At 70.4% G+C, this 18,096-nt stretch carries 15 protein-coding genes, 1 tRNA gene and 1 riboswitch; of the genes, 12 read left to right on the top strand and 4 right to left on the bottom strand.

The genetic code is table 11. The features are described 5' to 3' along the window. Window positions 1-10 precede the first annotated feature (10 nt). The 5 genes from ABZ851_RS07265 (at window position 11) to ABZ851_RS07245 (ending at window position 6,572) form a co-directional block, all read left to right on the top strand. The gene (locus tag ABZ851_RS07265) at window positions 11-2,023 is read left to right on the top strand and encodes an FAD/NAD(P)-binding protein (RefSeq protein WP_361123307.1); all 2,013 of its coding nucleotides are present in this window, start codon (window positions 11-13) and stop codon (window positions 2,021-2,023) included. Between the two features lie 79 nt (window positions 2,024-2,102). After that, a complete protein-coding gene (locus ABZ851_RS07260) occupies window positions 2,103-2,567 on the top strand; it encodes a DoxX family protein (protein ID WP_361123304.1) in 465 nt (154 codons plus the stop codon). Between the two features lie 279 nt (window positions 2,568-2,846). Next, entirely contained in the window at window positions 2,847-3,500 is a 654-nt protein-coding gene (locus ABZ851_RS07255; protein WP_361123301.1) for a VTT domain-containing protein, read from the top strand. Window positions 3,501-3,970: 470 nt separating this feature from the next. Next, on the top strand, window positions 3,971-4,981 hold the full coding sequence (locus tag ABZ851_RS07250) for a hypothetical protein (protein ID WP_361123298.1): 1,011 nt from the start codon (window positions 3,971-3,973) through the stop codon (window positions 4,979-4,981). A gap of 373 nt (window positions 4,982-5,354) precedes the next feature. Then, complete coding sequence (locus tag ABZ851_RS07245; protein ID WP_361123295.1) at window positions 5,355-6,572, top strand: class I SAM-dependent methyltransferase; 1,218 nt, start codon at window positions 5,355-5,357, stop codon at window positions 6,570-6,572. A 187-nt stretch (window positions 6,573-6,759) separates the two neighbouring features. Here the strand turns inward: ABZ851_RS07245 and ABZ851_RS07240 are convergent, their stop codons facing one another. Then, window positions 6,760-7,524: a MerR family transcriptional regulator gene (locus ABZ851_RS07240; protein WP_361123292.1), complete on the bottom strand. Its 765-nt coding sequence runs from the start codon at window positions 7,522-7,524 to the stop codon at window positions 6,760-6,762. A gap of 210 nt (window positions 7,525-7,734) precedes the next feature. On the opposite strand from ABZ851_RS07240, the gene ABZ851_RS07235 reads away from it, so the two are divergent. Further along, window positions 7,735-8,391 carry a nucleoside/nucleotide kinase family protein gene (locus ABZ851_RS07235; protein ID WP_088797472.1) on the top strand — a complete coding sequence of 219 codons (657 nt, stop codon included), beginning with the start codon at window positions 7,735-7,737 and terminating at the stop codon, window positions 8,389-8,391. On the opposite strand, the gene ABZ851_RS07230 is transcribed toward ABZ851_RS07235, so the two are convergent. Then, a complete protein-coding gene (locus ABZ851_RS07230; protein ID WP_361123287.1) occupies window positions 8,348-8,773 on the bottom strand; it encodes a hypothetical protein in 426 nt (141 codons plus the stop codon). The two genes, ABZ851_RS07235 and ABZ851_RS07230, sit on opposite strands and share 44 nt — an antisense overlap. A gap of 163 nt (window positions 8,774-8,936) precedes the next feature. Between ABZ851_RS07230 and ABZ851_RS07225 the strand changes: the two genes are divergently transcribed. The 3 genes from ABZ851_RS07225 (at window position 8,937) to ABZ851_RS07215 (ending at window position 11,964) form a co-directional block, all read left to right on the top strand. Beyond that, window positions 8,937-9,548: a MarR family winged helix-turn-helix transcriptional regulator gene (locus tag ABZ851_RS07225; protein ID WP_361123284.1), complete on the top strand. Its 612-nt coding sequence runs from the start codon at window positions 8,937-8,939 to the stop codon at window positions 9,546-9,548. Beyond that, complete coding sequence (locus tag ABZ851_RS07220) at window positions 9,545-10,393, top strand: alpha/beta fold hydrolase (RefSeq protein WP_361123280.1); 849 nt, start codon at window positions 9,545-9,547, stop codon at window positions 10,391-10,393. The genes ABZ851_RS07225 and ABZ851_RS07220 overlap by 4 nt, the downstream gene beginning before the upstream one ends. Before the next feature lie 164 nt (window positions 10,394-10,557). Beyond that, window positions 10,558-10,770: riboswitch (cobalamin riboswitch) on the top strand. Next, window positions 10,768-11,964, top strand: a complete 1,197-nt coding sequence (locus ABZ851_RS07215) for a HoxN/HupN/NixA family nickel/cobalt transporter (protein WP_361123277.1) — start codon at window positions 10,768-10,770, stop codon at window positions 11,962-11,964. (Overlaps the previous riboswitch by 3 nt.) 67 nt (window positions 11,965-12,031) lie before the next feature. Here ABZ851_RS07215 and ABZ851_RS07210 read toward each other — a convergent pair whose 3' ends face one another. Continuing rightward, on the bottom strand, window positions 12,032-12,532 hold the full coding sequence (locus tag ABZ851_RS07210; RefSeq protein WP_361123274.1) for a VOC family protein: 501 nt from the start codon (window positions 12,530-12,532) through the stop codon (window positions 12,032-12,034). A gap of 373 nt (window positions 12,533-12,905) precedes the next feature. Here ABZ851_RS07210 and ABZ851_RS07205 point away from each other — a divergent pair, with 373 nt between their 5' ends. Further along, window positions 12,906-13,448, top strand: a complete 543-nt coding sequence (locus ABZ851_RS07205; protein WP_361123271.1) for a hypothetical protein — start codon at window positions 12,906-12,908, stop codon at window positions 13,446-13,448. 590 nt (window positions 13,449-14,038) lie between these two features. Next, entirely contained in the window at window positions 14,039-15,118 is a 1,080-nt protein-coding gene (locus ABZ851_RS07200) for a hypothetical protein (RefSeq protein WP_361123268.1), read from the top strand. A gap of 1,138 nt (window positions 15,119-16,256) precedes the next feature. Here the strand turns inward: ABZ851_RS07200 and ABZ851_RS07195 are convergent. Beyond that, window positions 16,257-16,328: transfer RNA gene (locus ABZ851_RS07195), tRNA-Val, on the bottom strand. A gap of 214 nt (window positions 16,329-16,542) precedes the next feature. On the opposite strand from ABZ851_RS07195, the gene ABZ851_RS07190 reads away from it, so the two are divergent. Then, the gene (locus tag ABZ851_RS07190) at window positions 16,543-17,859 is read left to right on the top strand and encodes a hypothetical protein (protein WP_361123265.1); all 1,317 of its coding nucleotides are present in this window, start codon (window positions 16,543-16,545) and stop codon (window positions 17,857-17,859) included. The last annotated feature ends 237 nt before the right edge of the window (window positions 17,860-18,096 follow it).

Genomic DNA, 18,096 nt, shown 5'->3' with positions numbered 1-18,096 from the left:
AGAGCCCCTTTTGGCCGCCGACCATCTCGACCGCCAGCCCCGGCCCGCTCTCGCCCTCGTCGGTGCGGGGCCGCGCGGGACGAGCGTGCTGGAGCGGATCTGCGCCTCGGCCGCCGAACTGGCCCCGGGTGCCCGGCTGACCGTCCATGTCGTCGACCCCGCGCCGCCCGGCGCCGGCCAGGTGTGGCGCACCGCCCAGCCCCCCGAGCTGCTGATGAACACCGTGGCCTCGCAGGTCACGCTGTTCACGGACGACAGCGTCGAGTGCGCGGGGCCGATACGCACCGGGCCGAGCCTGTACGCCTGGGAGGGCTGTGAGGTCGGCCCGGACGAGTATCCGGGGCGCGCGCTGTACGGCCGCTATCTGGAGTGGGTCTTCGGCCGTACCGTGCGCACCGCTCCCGAAGAGGTGACGGTGGTGGTGCACCGGGCCCGCGCGGTGCACCTGGCCGAGGCCCCCGACGGCGCGCAGTCGCTCACCCTCGACGACGGGCGGACGCTGCACGGGCTGGGGGCGGTGGTGCTCGCCCAGGGCCATCTGCCGGCCGTGGGCCCCGAGGAACAGCGCCTGGCCGACTACGCCGCCGCGCACGGCCTGCACTACCTCCCGCCCGCCAACCCCGCCGACCTCTCCGCCCCTCTGGCGGAACTGGCCCCGGGCCGCCCGGTACTGCTGCGCGGTCTCGGTCTCAACTTCTTCGATCACATGGCACTGCTGACCACGGCCCGCGGCGGCCGGTTCGCCGACGGTGCGGACGGCGCTCTGACCTATCTGCCGTCCGGCCGCGAGCCCCGGCTGTACGCGGGCTCCCGCCGCGGCATCCCGTACCACGCGCGCGGCGACAACGCGAAGGGCGCGCACGGCCGTCATCTGCCGCTGCTGCTGACGCCGGACGTGATAGCGGCCTTCCGCAAGCGCGCGGACTCCGGCGATCCGCCCGACTTCCTGACGGAGGTCTGGCCCCTGGTGGCCAAGGAGGTGGAAGCGGTCTACTACGAGGCGCTGCTGAGGCGGCACGGTGCGGGCGAGGAGCCGCGGCGCCGCTTCCGGGAGCGCTTCCTGAGCAGCGCGCACCGCGGCACCGACGAGGCCGCCGCCCTGGACGCCTCCGGGATCGCACCGGCCGATCGCTGGGACTGGGACCGGATCGCCCGGCCGCACGCGGAGCGGTCGTTCGCCGGCCGGGCCGCGTTCCGGGAGTGGCTGCTGGGACATCTGCGCCAGGACGTCGCACACGCCCGGCAGGACAATGTGTCCGGCCCGCTCAAGGCGGCCCTCGACGTGCTGCGGGATCTGCGCAACGAGCTGCGGCAGATCGTCGACCACGGCGGGCTGGCCGGCGCCTCCCGCCACCGGCACCTGGACCGCTGGTACACCCCGCTCAACGCCTTCCTGTCCATCGGGCCGCCGCGGCGCCGGATCGAGGAGCTGACCGCGCTGATCGAGGCAGGGGTGCTGGAGGTGATCGGCCCCCGGATGACCGTCCGGCTCGGCGGCGCCGACGGCCGCGGGCCCGGTTTCACGGCCCATTCGCCGGACGTCGCGGGCTCGGAGGTGACGGCGACGGCACTGATCGAGGCGCGGCTGCCGGAACCCGATCTGCGGCACACGGCGGACCCGCTGCTGGCCCGGCTGCTGGCCGAGGGCGGCTGCCGGCCGCACACCGCGGACGGCTACGAAACCGGCGGCCTCGATGTGTCGCCCAGCCCGTACCACCTCGTCGGGGCCGACGGCGCGCGCCACCCGCGGCGCTTCGCGGTCGGGGTGCCCACGGAGGGCGTGCACTGGGTGACGGCGGCGGGGGCCCGTCCAGGGGTGGGATCGGTCACGTTGGCGGACACGGACGCCGTGGCGCGGGCGGCGCTGCGGGCGGCTGTGACGGGGGTGGGAACGGGGCCGGGAAGGGGGGCGGACCCGGTCACGGGGGAGGGCGCGGCCATGAGGACGAAGACGGGGACGGACGCGGTCACCGTGGCCGGCTCGGCGGTTTCCGGCCAAAGGTCCGATTCGGCCAGAAGTTGAACTTGCAAGTACAGCTTAGGTGTCCCTAACCTCGGTCTCCGGCGGTTACCTCGTCCCCAGAAACCGTAGGAGTCCCCGCATGTCCACACCCGTGTCCTCGCTCATCCAGAGATCAGCCCCGCACGTGCACGCGCTCTTCCGCATCGTCGTCGGCCTGCTCTTCGCCTGCCACGGCGCTTCCTCCCTCTTCGGCGTCCTCGGTGGGGCCATGGGCCAGGGCGGCACCATCCCCACCGGCGCCTGGCCGGGCTGGTACGCCGCGGTGATCCAGCTGGCGGGCGGCCTCCTCGTCATGCTCGGCCTGGGCACCCGCCCCGCGGCGTTCATCAGCTCCGGCTCGATGGCGTACGCGTACTTCTCCATGCACCAGGGCTCCGCGCTGTGGCCGATACAGAACGGCGGTGAGGCCTCCGTGATGTTCTGCTGGGCCTTCCTGCTGATCTTCTTCTCCGGCCCCGGAACGTGGGCACTCGACCGGGTCTTCTTCGGCGAGGGCCGGCAGGAGCAGCTTTCGACCGCGCGCCAGGAGCCTTCCGCAGCCTGACGCACGCGCCGGGCGGGGACGGTGAACCCCGGCCCCGCCCGCTCCTCCTACGGCCCGTACGGCATCTGCGTCGTGCGGGCCGTACGGCATCTCCGTCGTGCGGGCCGTGCGGCGTCTCCGTGGTACCGGCGGTGCGGCAATGCCGCTGTACGGGCCGCGGACGGCGCACCGTCACCCCCGCCCGGTGCCCGCAGAGCCCAGGCGTACGCTGTATGGCTGTAGGGCCGCCCCTGCCGCACCGAGCGACGTCGCGGCGGGGTTCGGACCGGGAGCAGGGCGTTGCTGGAAAAGCTGGGGTTCCTCAGCGGCACCCCTTGGGTGTATGTGATCGTCAGTCTGTCGATCGTGCTCGATGTGTTCGTGCCGATCCTGCCCAGCGGAGTCCTGGTGATCGCCGCGGCCACCACGGCCGCCGGCACCGGCACCGCGGCGGAGGCGGTGGGCGGTGTCGACGTCACCTCATCCGTCCACACCGGTACGCACCCGGCCGAGATGTTCTCCCTGATGCTGTGCGCGGCCACCGCCTCGGTGCTCGGCGACCTGGCCGCGTACCGGCTCGCCCGGCGCGGCGGCGACCGCTTCGACCGCGCCATCGGCCGCTCCCGCCGTCTGACGGCGGCGCGGAAACGACTCGGCGCGGCGCTGACGCGAGGCGGCGGCGGCATCGTCGTCCTGGCCCGCTTCGCACCCGCCGGGCGCTCCGTGGTCAGCCTCGGGGCCGGCGTCGCGCACCGTACGGTCCGCGAGTTCCTTCCCTGGTCCGCGCTGGCCTCCCTCGCCTGGGCCGTCTACAGCGTCAGCCTCGGCTACTTCGGCGGGCAATGGCTCGGCACGTCCTGGGTGAGCACCGCCCTCTCCGTGATGGCCCTCTTCGCCGCCGGGTCCGCGGCCGCCTTCCTGATACGCCGTCCGGAACACGGGGCCGCGGGCTGACCGAGGCCGCAGCTGACGACACGAGATGTCAGTGGTCGGCGACCTGAGGTGTGTCAGTGGGCGGTGACGGCTCGGAGAGCATCCGCAGGCTGTTCGCGACGTTGTCGTCGAGGGCCTGGCGCCGGGCGACGTCGGCGGTGTCGATTCCGCCGTCGCCCCGGACGCGCCGGAGGACCTCGGCCTCAGCGGGCCGGACGGGGGCCGGATGGGGCCGCGGAAACGACGGTGGAGGACCTGCGCGTGGCCGGCACGTGCCCAGAACATCTAGCGGGGCCGGCGGCTGCCGTGGTTGTCTCAGAGCCCCGACACGTGGGGGGCGCATGGACGCAGCGGGAAGCATGGCGTTATCGGCTGTACAGGTACTGACCGCCATGGCGACAGGGGCAGGGACCGAGGCAGGCCGGGCGTTAGGAGACGTGGTACGGGCGCGGTTGGGCACTTCGGATGAGGGCCGGGCCGCTCTGGCCAGGGTGAGCGCCGACCCAGCGGATCCGGCGGCGGTACAGGGGCTCCAGGAGGCGATCCGCGAGGCCATCGCGGCCGACCCCGAGTTCCAGGGCCGCGTGGCGGCAGCAATGGCCGGACCCTCTCCGGCGTCTCCCCCCGCCTATACGCTCAGCCACTCGTACGAGCACAGTATCGTCATCGGCGCCGGCAGCAAGGTGCGGCGGAGCCAGATCTCACTGGGCCCGCTGACGATCAACAACACCCGGAGCGCTCGCGTATCCCTCACCGCGGCCGCCGCGCTGCTGCTCGCGCTGCTGGCCCTGGCCGCATACGGCGGGGCACAGATGATGGCCGGCGACGACTCTCCCGGGGTACCCGGCGGTGCTTCTCCGCGAAGTCCCCGCGCGGCGTCCTCCGCCCCGCCGGCGCCGTCGCCGTCCGGTGGCGCGTCCGGCCCGGTAGTACGTAATGCGGCCTCGGCGGAGAAGATCCTTCCCGGTCCGGGGAGCCTGCCGGACGGCTGGGCCTTCGCCGACGGCTCACCGCAGAAGGCCACGTGTGGCAACGGCCGTGTGGGCACTGAGAAAGATGGGACGCTCCGTTACATCTGCAAGGGCTCGCTGCTGGACCTGACAGCGTGGTACGCCCCGGGAGCCGCGGCCGGTTTCGACAAGGTGCACATCGAGGTCGTGACGTACTCCAGCCATGACGCCGCCGCTCAGGGATACCTCGGTCAGAAAGCGGAGGAGGCCAACAACCCGTCCGGCGGCGTGACGGAAGAAAGGTTGCCCTCCTACTGCGAGAATTCAGCCTTCTTCAGCACGGTTTACCCCGGCATCCTCGACGGCGTGGACAGAGGAGAGGCACGGAGCGTCGTCCACTGCGGGACTGTCATGTTCAGCATCTACGTCTTGAACGAGCACGGGAGCAGCGTCGATCTCGACACGCTCAGCGCCCTCAGCCATACAGTTGCCACCCGGGCCCAGCAGGTGCTGAACGGCGAGACCCCTACTGCCGCCTTCGGCCGTTCCTGAACTTCGCCACGGTGGTCGTCGTCCGGGCCCACGTCAATGGCCAGGCCGAGCGGCTCCGACAGGCCCGGCTCTTGCAGAGGTCGTGCAGTGGACGCGTCGCGGACCGGGCCCCGAGTGGACCGGCACGGGTGGGCCACGGTGCGCTACGCCGCGGCGTTCGGCATCGCCTGCCCCGCCCGGCCCGGGGCTTGCGCCGTGCGCTGCCGACAGCAGGGGCGGCTCGGTCCGAGAGCGATACGGAGTAAAGTCGACCGTCACCACCCCGCCCACCGTCTCCCGCGAGCGCCTGGCCGCTCCCTCCGGCGCCGGACCGGCGCCGCACCCCAGCGGCTCCCCTGGGACGGGCCCGAATCACACACAGAGGCACATTTCGGTGAACCAACCGCCGGTCGTCGAATGGACCGAGGCCGACGAGCCCCGCTCCGCCCGTTGGCGCTCCGAGAACGGCACCCCGCCACCCCGCCGCGTCGTCATCGCGGACGACCGGACGAAGGCCGACGACGCGTACAGAGCCGCCTGCGAGGGCACCGCGCTGCTGTGGCGCGGCGACTTCCACAACGCCCGCCAGCTGCTGACGGCACTGGCCCGCCGCATCGACCGCCGTCCCCGCAAGGCGCCGCCCGCCGATGTCACCCAGGCGTTCCATGTGCACCGCGCCGCGCAGAATCACCGCGCCCGCATCCTGGGCATGCTGCTGGTCCCGCTCGATGCGACCCTCGCCGTCCCGCTGCACCGCGCCCCCGATGTCCGCGAGGCCTGCACCAGGGCGTACGGCCCCGCCGAGCCCGCCACCGGGGAGACCGCCGGGGAGACCGAGGCCACCGCGACCGCCGCCGAGGGCACGGAGCCGACCGCCTCCCTCGTCTCGCTGCGCGAACTCCTCGGTCTCATCGGCGCCAACGAATGGCGCAGGAAGGGCGTCGAGATCCCGGCGCTCGGCGGCGACCGCATCCATCCGCACTACGGCGTCTTCTCCCCGGCCCGCGGCGAGTACGTCGACCTGGTGGCCGAGGCTCCGCTGCCCGGCGACGAGCTGGCGTTCGACATCGGCACCGGCACCGGCGTACTGGCCTCGGTCCTCGCCCGGCGCGGCGTCCGCCGGGTCGTGGCCACCGACCAGGACCCCCGCGCGCTGGCCTGTGCCCGTGAGAACACCGAACGGCTGGGCGTCGCCGGACAGGTGGAAGTGGTCGAGGCCGACCTCTTCCCGGCCGGCCGCGCCCCGCTGATCGTCTGCAACCCCCCGTGGGTGCCCGCGAAACCGACCTCACCCGTCGAGTACGCGGTGTACGACCCGGGAAACCGGATGCTGTACGGCTTCCTGAACGGTCTGGCGGACCATCTGACACCGGACGGCGAGGGCTGGCTGATCCTCTCCGACCTGGCCGAACACCTCGGCCTGCGCACGCACGACGAGCTGCTGGACGCCTTCGCCAAGGCCGGCCTGACGATCCTGGGCCGGCACGACATCACCCCGCGCCATCCACGCGCCCGCGACACCTCCGACCCGCTCCACGTGGCCCGCGCGGCCGAGGTCACCTCCCTGTGGCGCCTGGGCACCGCGGACCGGGGTACGTCCGGCACTCCCTGAGGACGTCCGGCGGGCCGTACGGTCCGAGCGCGGGAGGGGACGAGAGCCGCTCGGGGACGGGAGCCGCTCGGGGACGGGAGCCGCTTGCCGCCGGGGGGCTGCAGCCCCCCGGCAGTGAGAGCCGTCGGCCGGTTCAACCGGCTCGGCCGGCCCGGTCAGCTCGGCCGGCCCGGTCAGCTCGGCCGGCTCAGCTCAGCCGGGCCTCGGCGTAGACGACCATCGCCTGCTGCTGGTAGACGGCCAGCCCCTCGGCGATCGAGTCGTAGTTCGCCCGCATCTGCGGGTCGTCGACGTAGGTCTGGGCCAGCCCCTTGTAGGCGACCGCGTTCGGGGTCCAGAAGCGGCAGATGCCCTGGTAGTGGGCGTGCATCTCGGCTTGCACCGCAGCATCGGCAACCGGTGTGCCGGCCACCATGAACTCCGCTGTGCGGATCATCTGCGCCGTCACCTCACGCTGCCACCGCTCCTGTTCCTCGGGGGTCATGGCCTCCCTGGCCTGCCGGGCCTGCTCCCACTGCTCCGGCCACCGTTCGCGCACCTCGGCCTCGGCCTCGGCGTCCGAGGTCTCGAAGCCCTCGAACAGGTTCTCCGGCCTGTTGATCTTTGCCATGCCGTTGTCCTTGCCTTCCTCCAGTTCGGCGAGGGTCCGCCCGACCGTGCGGACCAGCGTCTCCAGCCGGTCCCGTTCCTTCCGCAGGCGCCGGTGGTGCTCGCGCAGTACGGCCACCCGGTCGACCTGGCTGTCCAGAACCGCCTGGATCTCCCGCAGTCCCAGGTCCAGCTCCCGCATCAGCAGAATCTGCTGCAACCGCAGCAGATCGGCCTCCTCGTAGTAGCGGTGCCCGTTACCGGCGGTCCCCGCAGGCGGCAGCAGACCGATCTCGTCGTAATGCCGCAGCGTCCGGGACGTCACCCCGGACATCCGGGCCACTTCCGCGATCGACCAGGCCATTGCCGTGCCTCCCTCGCCGGGCCGGTCTTTCCGGCCCCACGAATGACCGTAGAAGTTGACGCGGCGGAAACCGCAAGCCCGAATCGGCACCCTGTCCCGGACACGAGAAACGCACCCCGCCGCCAGAACCTGCCGGCCACCCCGTCAGGCACTCGGGACACACCCCGTCAGGCACCGGGAACACACCTCGTCAGGCACGATGGACGCACCATGGATCCCCGGCTCCTCCTCTCCCGCGCCCGCCGGCTCGCCGCCTCCGCGACCCCCGGCCGGCGGCGGCTGCTCGGCATCGCCGGCCCGCCCGGCGCGGGCAAGTCCACCCTCGCCGCCCACCTCGTGGCGGAGCTGGCCGGTCAGGCGGCGCTCGTCCCGATGGACGGCTTCCATCTCGCCGAGGCGGAGCTGCGCCGCCTGGGCCGTACGGACCGCAAGGGCGCGCCGGACACCTTCGACCCGGCCGGCTACGCCGCGCTGCTGGCACGTCTGCGCTCCCCGGAACCGGACACCGCCGTCTACGCCCCGGCGTTCGACCGCCGTATCGAGGAGCCGGTGGCCGGCAGCATCCCCGTCGCGCCCCACATCCCCCTCATCGTCACCGAGGGCAACTACCTCCTCCTCGACTCCGCCCCGTGGCCGCGGGTCCGGGCGCTGCTCGACGAGGTCTGGTACGTGGAGCTGGAGACCCCGGAACGGATCCGGCGGCTGGTCGGCCGGCACGAGCGGTTCGGACGTCCGCGCGCCGACGCCGAGCGGTTCGTACACACCTCGGACGAGGCCAACGCCCGTGTGGTGGCGGCCACCCGCGACCGCGCCGACCTCGTCATCACCTTCGCACCCGAAGAGGCCCCACCTCCACCGAGCGCATGACCCCGCTCCCCCACCGCCGCCGGTCGGCGAGCAGCCCGGCCACCGACAGCGCACCCCATCCGACGGACACCGCCACCGCCGACAGCTTCCGGCCGCGCCCCGGCAGCGTCGCACCGAGCAGGACGGCGTCCCCGAAGTCCGCCGCGATCCGCACATACGCGGCGGTACGCAGAGCCGGCCCTTCCGGAGCCAGCGTCATCGCCAGCCCGCTCACCGCGTCCCGCCAGGCCAGCGGGCGCAGTGCGGTACGGGTCGCCGGCCCGGTCCGCCCCCGGGCGTCGGCCAGCCCGGAGGGCCGGGCCAGCAGCTCGGGCAGCGCCGCCACCGCCACTCCGTACACGGCCGTGGCCACCCCGACCGCACGCAACAAACCGACCTTCATCCACCGTCCCCTTCTCTTTCCCTCGTCGCTTCTCAGCGACTGCTCCCCATCGACCGGCCGCACGAGCCCCTGTCACCCCGCCGCCTTCTCCCTCCTCTTCCTTTCTCTTTCTTTCCGCGAAGCCCCCCTTCCCAAACGACATCAGCGATGTCATCCTGACATCATGAGTGTCAGTGAGAAGCCTGCCGGAGACGCGAAAAACGCCGACGGCGGAGAGCCGTCGCCCACCGAAGACCTGCTGTACGGCGTCCTCCGACGCCTGTGGCCGCTGCATCGCACGGTCGTCCGCGCGGTGGAACACGAGCTGGTGGGCACGGGCATGACCGCCGGCGAGCACGCGCTGCTGGACGCGCTGCGCGCCGAAGGCCCGCGCACCGTGCCGCAGTTGGCGCGCGGGATGGGGCTCGACCGGCAGCCGGTGCAGCGCTGGGTGAACCACGCCGTCGAGCTGGGCCTGGTCGTGACCGCCCCGAACCCCGCACACCGCCGCTCGTCCCTGATCCGGCTCACCGACGAGGGCACGGAGGCGATACGCGGTGTCCGGGAATCCGAGGCGGCGGAGCTGAGGCAGCGGCTGACCGACCTGTCCGCCGAGGACGTCCGCACGACGCTGCACGTTCTGGACCGGCTCGGCGAGGAGTTCCGGCAGCTGGCGGACGGTTCACGCGTAACACCGGAGGAAACCGGCAGTTGCGGCAGCAGCGGCAAGAGCGACGACAATGGCATCACGCCCACCTCATCGCATCCGGTACACAAAGGACGGCCCGCAAGATGACCCGAGGAATCACCGACTGGTCCGAGATCGACAACGGGCTCGTGCCGGTCGACGACGGTGAGCTGTTCTACGAAACGGCCGGCTCGGGCCCCGCGGTGGTGCTGCTCCACGGCGGCATGCTCGACCAGCACATGTGGGACGAGCAGTTCGCCTGGCTGGTGAACTCCGGCCTGCGCGCGATCCGTTACGACTTCCGCGGTCACGGCCTGTCCTCGACCGTCACCGGGGACTACGCGAACCACGACGACCTGTGCGCCCTGCTCGACGCCCTCGATGTTCCCGACGCCGTCCTCGTCGGCCTCTCCCATGGCGCGCGGGTCGCGCTCGACACGGCCATAGCCCGCCCGGAGCGGGTGACGGCCCTCGCGCTCGCCTCCCCCGGCATCAGCGGCCGCGCCTTCACCGACCCCTTCCTCCTGGAACACATCAAGGCGCAGGTGGCGGCGATCGGCGCACCGGACGGCGCGGAACGCTATGTCGAGCACTTCCTGCGGATGTGGGTGGACGGACCGCACCGCGAGCCCTTTGCGGTGCACCCGGGATTCCGTGAGCGGATGCGCGCCTCGGCCGAGGCCAATGTGGAGGTCCATGCCGAGGGTGCGGGCGCCGGCATACCCCTTGAAGCCGGCGCCGCCGACCGCCTGAGCGAGATACGGGTGCCCACCGTCGTGTTCGACGGCGACCTCGACAGCAGGGACATCTCCGCCAATGCCCATGCGATCACGCTGACCGTTCCCGGCGCCCGAAGAGTCCGGATACCGGGCGCGGCGCATATGGTCAATCTGGAGAACACCGCACTCTTCGACCACGAACTCCACGCCTTCCTCTCCTCCCTGGACTACTGAGGGCTGCTGAGGGCACTGCGGACCGCTGGGGCCCACTGCGGCCTGCTGAGGCTGAGGCTTGCTGAGGACTGCCGCGGTCTGCTGCTCCGCCGCGGACCACGACTCCCTCCCCGAGACCGCCGGCGCAAAAGGCGACCGGGGCCGCAGCGACCACCCCCCGGCAGTTAGAGTGACCGGGCCGTGGTGTTCGGGAAGCCGGTGACGGACCTTGGGGTTCCAGACCGGAGCGGCCCTCGCCACTGTGATCGGGGAGTTTCCGCCCCTTCCGCAGGCGCACGGCGCGCCTGCGGCGCCACTGACCGCGACCGCGGCCGGGAAGGCGGGGCGGGCGCGTGCACCCGTAAGCCAGGAGACCGGCCACGGCATCTCACGAAGTGATCCACGAGGTGCTGGAGCGTGACCGCCGGATGGCCCTGTCCACCGATACCCCGACCACCCCTGCCTCCGCGGCGTTCCGCTGGCGCCGGCAGGACACCGTCCGCACCGCGGGCCTGATGGCCGTCATAACCGGCCTCCACGTCATCGCCTTCGGCGTGCTCTTCCTGCTCGTGGTGCCGCACCACTACGCCGTGGGCAGCCAGGTATTCGGCGTGGGGCTCGGCGTCACCGCCTACACCCTCGGGATGCGGCACGCCTTCGACGCCGACCACATCGCCGCCATCGACAACACCACCCGCAAGCTGATGGCCGACGGCAAGCGGCCGGTCTCGGTCGGCTTCTGGTTCGCCCTGGGCCACTCCAGCGTGGTCGTCGTGATGGCGGCCCTGGTGACGGGCGGCGCCCAGCTCGCCGGCACGCTGCTCAACGACGAGTCCCGTACGCACCAGATCCTCGGCACGATCGGCACCACGATCTCGGGGAGCTTTCTCTACCTCATCGCCGCCCTCAACCTGATCGCGCTGGCCGGGATCTGGCGGGTCTTCCGCGGTATGCGCAACGGCCACTACGACGAGGCCGAGCTGGAGCAGCGCCTCGACTCGCGCGGCTTCATGAACCGCTTCCTGGGACGGTTCACCCGCTCGATCTCCCGTCCCGGCCAGATGTTCCCGCTCGGCTTCCTCTTCGGGCTCGGCTTCGACACCGCGACCGAAGTGACGCTGATGGTGATGGCGGGCAGCGGCGCCGCGGCCGGCCTGCCCTGGTACGCCGTGCTGTGCCTGCCGCTGCTCTTCGCCGCCGGCATGAGCCTCTTCGACACCCTCGACGGCACCTTCATGAACTTCGCCTACCAGTGGGCGTTCTCCAACCCGGTGCGCAAGGTCTACTACAACCTCACCATCACCGGCCTGTCGATCGCCGTCGCCTTCTTCATCGGCACGATCGAGCTGGTGACCGTGCTGCACGAGAAACTCGCCCTCAACGACCCGCTGACCGGCTGGATTTCCGGCCTCGACCTCGACAATGTCGGCTTCCTCATCGTCGGCCTGTTCGTGGTGGTGTGGGCCGCGGCGCTGGCGTACTGGCGACTGACCGGCGTCGAAAAGCGCTGGGCGGAGCGGGCGGAACGAGCACAGCGAACCCGGCCGACGGAGCAGGCGGACCCGGACGGGCCTGCCACGCCGGACTCCTGAGGCGCGTGGGCCCTACGCCCCGCAGACCTCCCGGCGCCCGTAGTGGCGCCGGGACACCGCCGCCCCTTCAGGTGGCCGAGCCGGCCGCCGCCCCCGTCGCCAGATCCGGTCCCCAGCGCTGCAGCGCCTCCGCCAGATCGAGTGGCCGCAGCCGCTCCGGCTGGTCCGGTCCCGGCCAGTCCTCCCGCGGGACCCGCCACATCACCTCGAACTCGTTGCCGTCCGGATCCTTGGCGTACAGCGACTTGGCAACGAGGTGATCACTCGATCCCACCAGCGCACCCCGCTCGACGAGCTGCGCATGGGCCGCGACCAGCTCACCGAGCGTGCCGATCTCCCAGGCCAGGTGGTAGAGCCCGACCCGCCCGGCCTCGGGTCCCGGTGCCTGTGCTCCCACCGCGAACAGTGCCAGATCGTGATCGTTGAGTGAGCCGCGAGCACTGAGGAAAGCAGCCCGTCCCGGCACCTCCATCCCCACCGTGAGCCCCAGCGCCTCGGTGTAGAAGGCCACCGACCGCCCCACATCACGGACGTAAAGCACCGCGTGGTTCAGACGTTGTACGGACATGCAGCCTGCTCTCCGATCACCAGCCACGACACCGCCAGGGGCCACCGTGCCTCCCCCCTCCTGATCTACCCCACCGGCCCCACCCCTGCCCAGAGCCCTCGGCCCGGTATCCGGCCGTTTTCCGGCCACTTTCCGACGCCGTCCCCGCAGGACCCAGACCGGCCCCTCCAGATCCGGGCCATGACATGACATGCGGTCAACTACCGGCAGCGATCGCCGCATTTCCCGACCACCTGATCCGACAGCGCACCGCCTCGCCCCGGCAACTCGCTGATACGGAGAGAGACGCAGCACACAGGCCCGCCCTCGCGAGGGCCCTCTCTGTGGCTGCCACCAGCTCGATTAGGGTGGCCGCACAGGGGGAGGAAAAATCATGAATCTGTCGTTCGAGCCACCACCGCCGTACGACCTGGGACCGGATCCGGACCTCGGCTCGTGGCTGACGGAGTGGGCCGAGTACGCGGACCGGATCGTTCACCTGGGGCCGGACGACGGCCGAAGCCACGGACAGCTGTGCTGGGACACCCTGGCACCCACCGGGCTGCTCGCACCGCACTGCGGGCACTGCAAGCACGGACATGGCGGCCCACGGAACCCGCAGAAGATGGAATCCGCCCTGGGCCTCCGGATCCCCCCGGACGAGCTCTCGCCCTGGATAGCCGCCACGCTCATCTGCAGTCTCGTCTACTGGAGTGACGGCGGCCCGATGCGCCCCGTGGCCGACGCCCTCGCCAACGGGCTGATCACGTTGCTCGGTCCGGACGCAGACTGGCGCGCCAACGGCTACGCCGCGTACCGGGAGAATCACCAGCGCAAATACTCCTGGGCTTCGGTCACCGAGGCCACCTTCGACGCGGCCGTGGTCGGCATCGGCAACGGGCACGCCGTGGTCATCGTCGCCACCGGCGAGGACTAGGAAGGACTACTCAGGGCGCGCGCTTTCGGATCCTCCCCCGCCTGCCGCAGGCGGATTGCTGGAGAGGCCGCGAAAGAAGCGCCCCAGCCGGCCGTGGGCGAAGCGGAGCCAACGCCTTGCAAAGGGACTGGGCCACAGCCAGGCGCGCGGTTCGGCATCCATCAGTTTCGGGGCCGCCGAATTCGGCGACAAGGGACCCACGCGGCCGTCGATGGTCTCATGCTGCCGCCAGAAGGGCGTCCAGGCCGGCAGGCACAAACAGCCAACGGACGCCCTTCGCCATGGTCGCGGCCAACAAAAACATCGACCCCGTTCATCCAGCGAAGGGTGCCGCCGCCATTGGCAACGGCCGCCTGTTCGACAGGACCAGATCAAGCACCTTTCCGCCAAGAGACTTGTGCGCATCCGGGCTTGTTCGCTATTCTCCTGCCAGCCTTCACGGAGGCTCGTCCTCAGGAACCAGGAACCGGCCTTTCTGGTTGAGGCAAAGGACTCTCCTGTAGTCCCGTGGCTCGCAGTAGCACCGCAATGGATGTACGGAACTCTCTCTTTAACGCTGGGGCCGGAAACAGCACGAAGAAGGGTGAGGTATGTCCAAGAAGGACAAGCACGGCCGAGCTGCTAGCGCTTTCTCCAAGACCACGGGCGTGCCCTACGAAACATCTCGAGTCTGGGCAAAGCAGGGATTCATTTCCCTTCGTCGCCCCTTTCCGAAGCGCCAGGATGAGCCCTCCGATTACGTCGCCGAATTGCGCGCGGAGGCGACAGGCTGGCCCACGGAAGAATGTCTGAAGTGGGCGGAGCAGGGCTTCATCTCGACCTCCCTCCCGATTCCGGACGCGTCAAGTGCGGAGCAGCGTCACCTAGAGGCCTTCGTAGTGCACGTACTAGCCGAAGCACTACGAGACGGGCAGCTTGACAGTGCAGTTTTCGGGGTTACTCGCGTCAGACCTCTGCCGTCGTTCCCCGTCTTCTACCTTCATGCAGAAATGGCCAATGTGGTCGTTTCTGAAGTCCTTCCGAGGTTCGAAGCAGGGTACGGGGGAATCAAGGGCATCCCCGGTCTACGGCCTGCTCCTTCCCCTGAAGGCGGCCTGGATCTTCGCCTTGTCGGGACAGGGGCACGGGTGCGATTTGTGAGCGAGCGCGGGGACTGGCAACCGACCTTCCCTGCCAACGTAGCCCCTGGCGGCACGACCGCAGACCGGGAGGATGATCAGGAGGTTCGCCAGCTTTGGAGGTCTGAGGAAACTCTCGATCCCCTGGAGCACGAGGAGCTGAGATTCTGGAATATGGAGCCCTCTTCTCGCAGGAGGGATGTTATTGAACGGAATTGGCTACTCAGCAGGATCCTCCGGAGATCCGCCCTTGCAAATATGACCGGAAAATCCCACGGTTGGGCGAATACATACACTCACGCCTATGAAGATGTCGTCATGGAGTGGTGTTGCGGCGAAGACCCTCGGCGAGTGATGTCGAAATTCCTGCGGAGTGGGCTGACGACGACACCGCCGGGCATGCACATGCGCCCCGATCCAGATTTCAAGCACTCTGAAACATTTTACTTCGGGTCCGGGCGAGCCTACGTCCGCCGACTCTCTGGTTGCAATATCTCCGAGGGTGTGGCAGAGAAAATCAGAGCCTCGATCCGGGAGAGGTACACCCGATGACACTTGTTACCCTTCTCGTCGTCGGCGCCTTTCTGCACTTCGCGGTTCGCCTGGTATCGCTTTATCGAGACCTGGTAATCGTACGCCATATCCGAGGCTTGATGAACGACTGCTCACCGAGGGAACGGTCTCGTCTTTGTCGGGAGCTCGTGGCCGCTCTTCAAGTATCTTCGTTTCGCGAGCCCGACTCATCGGAGCCCTCACGGCAGATTTGAAATGCGATAGCGGCCGTCCCACTTCCCATCTCTACTGATCCCTTGTGGCGCCGGCTGGGACGCCGTCCATCGAGGTGCCCTCGCGGTATCGCCGCCCCGCCCGGCTCCTGCTCTCCCCCACGCCTGCCGTCCACTCTTCCCCGACCTCGGCACGATGAACGAAGAACCCCTGGCTGCCGCCCGCGACCTGCCGTCACGATCCTCGCCGAGCACAACCGGCGCGCGGACGCCCATGCCCTCACGGTCACGCCCGAAGCGCTCGGCAACTTCGTCGGTCGTCTGCACCGGAGGCCTCGGCGCGCTCGTAACGTGGCCGGGCGGCCGGGCAGGGCCCAAGCACCTGCACCGGCTTTCGCCCTCAGCCATGCAGTCTCCAACCCGCCTGCAATTCGCCCAAGTTCGCAGTGCTCGCCTGGTCAGAGCGCTGAACTGGCGCTGCGGAAAGGTAGCTCGCAAGGAGTGGGCCACGGTGTCGCACTTCGAATCCTTCGAGTAAAAGGACACGTCGTGCTCACTCCTGGCGTGTTGAGGATCTTTCTCCCTGCGCTCTCGCTCCTGCCCCTGCTGCTGTTGGTCTTACTGTCGGCGCCGGCATGGATTTGCTGACCCTTCATGCCGGAACGGAAGCAGAGGGTCATGATCGAGGTATCGCAGAAGTTGACCGACTGGACGCGCGCCTGCGCCAAGGGTCGACAGCCGCCGGACAAAGCGAGGAGGCGGGTAGCCGCATGCAGCCACCCGCCTCCGTCCCTCTACGCCAAGCCCCCGCGGCATGATTCCTTTGCAAGATCATGGCAGGCCGCCCGTCTCCGGCGGCCCGGTCACGCCGAGGCGTACCGGCCACGGTGTACTGCATGTGCGCCGCCAGGCGAAGGGCCCTCCACGTGTCGACGCGAAGGGCCCTCTGACCTGCTATTTCTCTGTGGGCACAACAGGATTTGAACCTGTGACATCTGCTTTGTAAGAGCAGCGCTCTACCGCTGAGCTATGCGCCCTGGCCGAGCCGACAGACTACCTTGCCTTTGGGGCTGAACGGCAAACCCGTACTCGAAGTCCGAACTTACCGGCCGGTGTGTTCGTTTCCGGTGAGTGGGAGAATGACATTCGGTCCTGGGGCGATCCGATCGGGAGAGGGAAGTGACGGCGACAGAGACGCAGCCGCATGAGCAGCGAGAACGCCGTCGCGTCCGTGGGGGTCCGCTCCGGGATGTGGTGGGGCTCGTGTTGCTGCCGTTGCCGTTGCTGGTGGCGATGGTGCCGGTGTCGTTCGCGGGTGGGGGGACCCGTCGCTGGTTCGGGCGCGGGGAGAGTCAGCGGGCCGATGCGCAGGCCGCGAAGGATGCCGCGGCGGCGGCGTTCTACGAGCTGGACACCGCACACCGTGACCTGCGGATCTCCATAGAGACGATCACCGCGGTCGACGATTCGCCGACCGCGCGGAAGGCCGCGGAGGATTACGAGGGCTTCGGCCGGCGGATCGACGAGGTGAGCCAGCAGTACATCACCGCGGTCGACTCCCACGATCTGGACCGTGACGATCTCGACGGTGCCGCGGTGGCGCGGGCGCGAGCGGACCTGACGCGGGCCAAGGAGGAGCTGGATCGCGTCCGGAGCGAGCTGGAGCGGTTCGCGCAAGGGCTCGGACCGTTGCTGCAGACCGCCGAGACACAGCTGGCGCGGCTGGCCCCTGCCGTGGAGCGGGCGCGGCAGGCGCTGCTGGCGGCGAGCAATGCGCTGGACGCGGTCCGTGCGCGGGGGCTGCGGGCCGATGATCTCGCGACCCGGCTGGCGGCGCTCGGGCCCGAGCTGACCCGGCTCAATCAAGGCGCCGGGCAGCACGGCGTACAGGAGACGATCCGGCGCGCCGACGACATGCTGCGCAAGGCCGAGGGCGTACGGGCCGAGGCCGAGCGGCTGCCGGAGAAGGCGGCGGAGACCGACAAGCGGCTGGTGTCGCTGCGGACCCGGGCACAGGCGATCACGACGCGGGCCGGGAAGGTCGACCCGGTCCTCAGCGAGCTGCGGCGGCGGTACAGCGCGGCCTGCTGGCAGGACCTGCAGCAGGTACCGGAACGGGCCGCGCAGTCCGTCCAGCAGGCCGAGGTCAAGCTGCGGGAGGCCCAGCAGGCGCGGGACGAGCAGCGCTGGGCGGATGCCACGAGCCTGCTGGCCACCGTACGGGCGCTGCTGGACGGCACCGACGAGGCGGTCTCGGCGGCCGGTGACCGGCTGCGGCGGCTCGACGCGGTGTCGTTCGACCGGCAGAAGGAGGTCGAACGGACGCGCTTCGCGGTCCGGGATGCGCAGCGGCTGGCGATGGCCGGGCGCAGCACCCCCGACCCGCGGCATGCCGGCCCCCTGGACGAGGCGGTGGCGCGGCTGGACCGTGCGGTCGCGGGCCTGGAGGGGCGGCATCCGGACTGGTGGCATTTCCTGACGGAGACCGAGGCGGTACGGGAGACGGCGGCCCGGGTGGTGCAGGAGATCCGGGGGGCCAGGGGTGGCGCAGGGGGCGGGACCGGCTGAGGCTGCGGGAGCGAGAGCGAGAGCGTGAGCGGCTGAACCTCCGGCGACGGCTGTGACCGCGGAGGGCATGGCTGAGGCTCCGGGCGGCGCGGCGCTGAGGCTCCAAAGTAGGCCGGCGGGCGGCCCCCGGCCCGGATGCCACGTATGCACTCATTACCGCGGTCATCCACCCGTCACCCCGGGTGCAATGGCGTGATGTCGCACGTGGGCGGATCCTGGAGGGAAGTACGGCCCAGG

The sequence above is a fragment of the Streptomyces sp. NPDC047049 genome (genome assembly GCF_040643995.1).
GTDB lineage: Bacteria > Actinomycetota > Actinomycetes > Streptomycetales > Streptomycetaceae > Streptomyces > Streptomyces mooreae.
The sequence above is the reverse complement of the archived record's forward strand: the minus strand, read 5'-3'. Positions and strand labels throughout refer to the sequence as shown.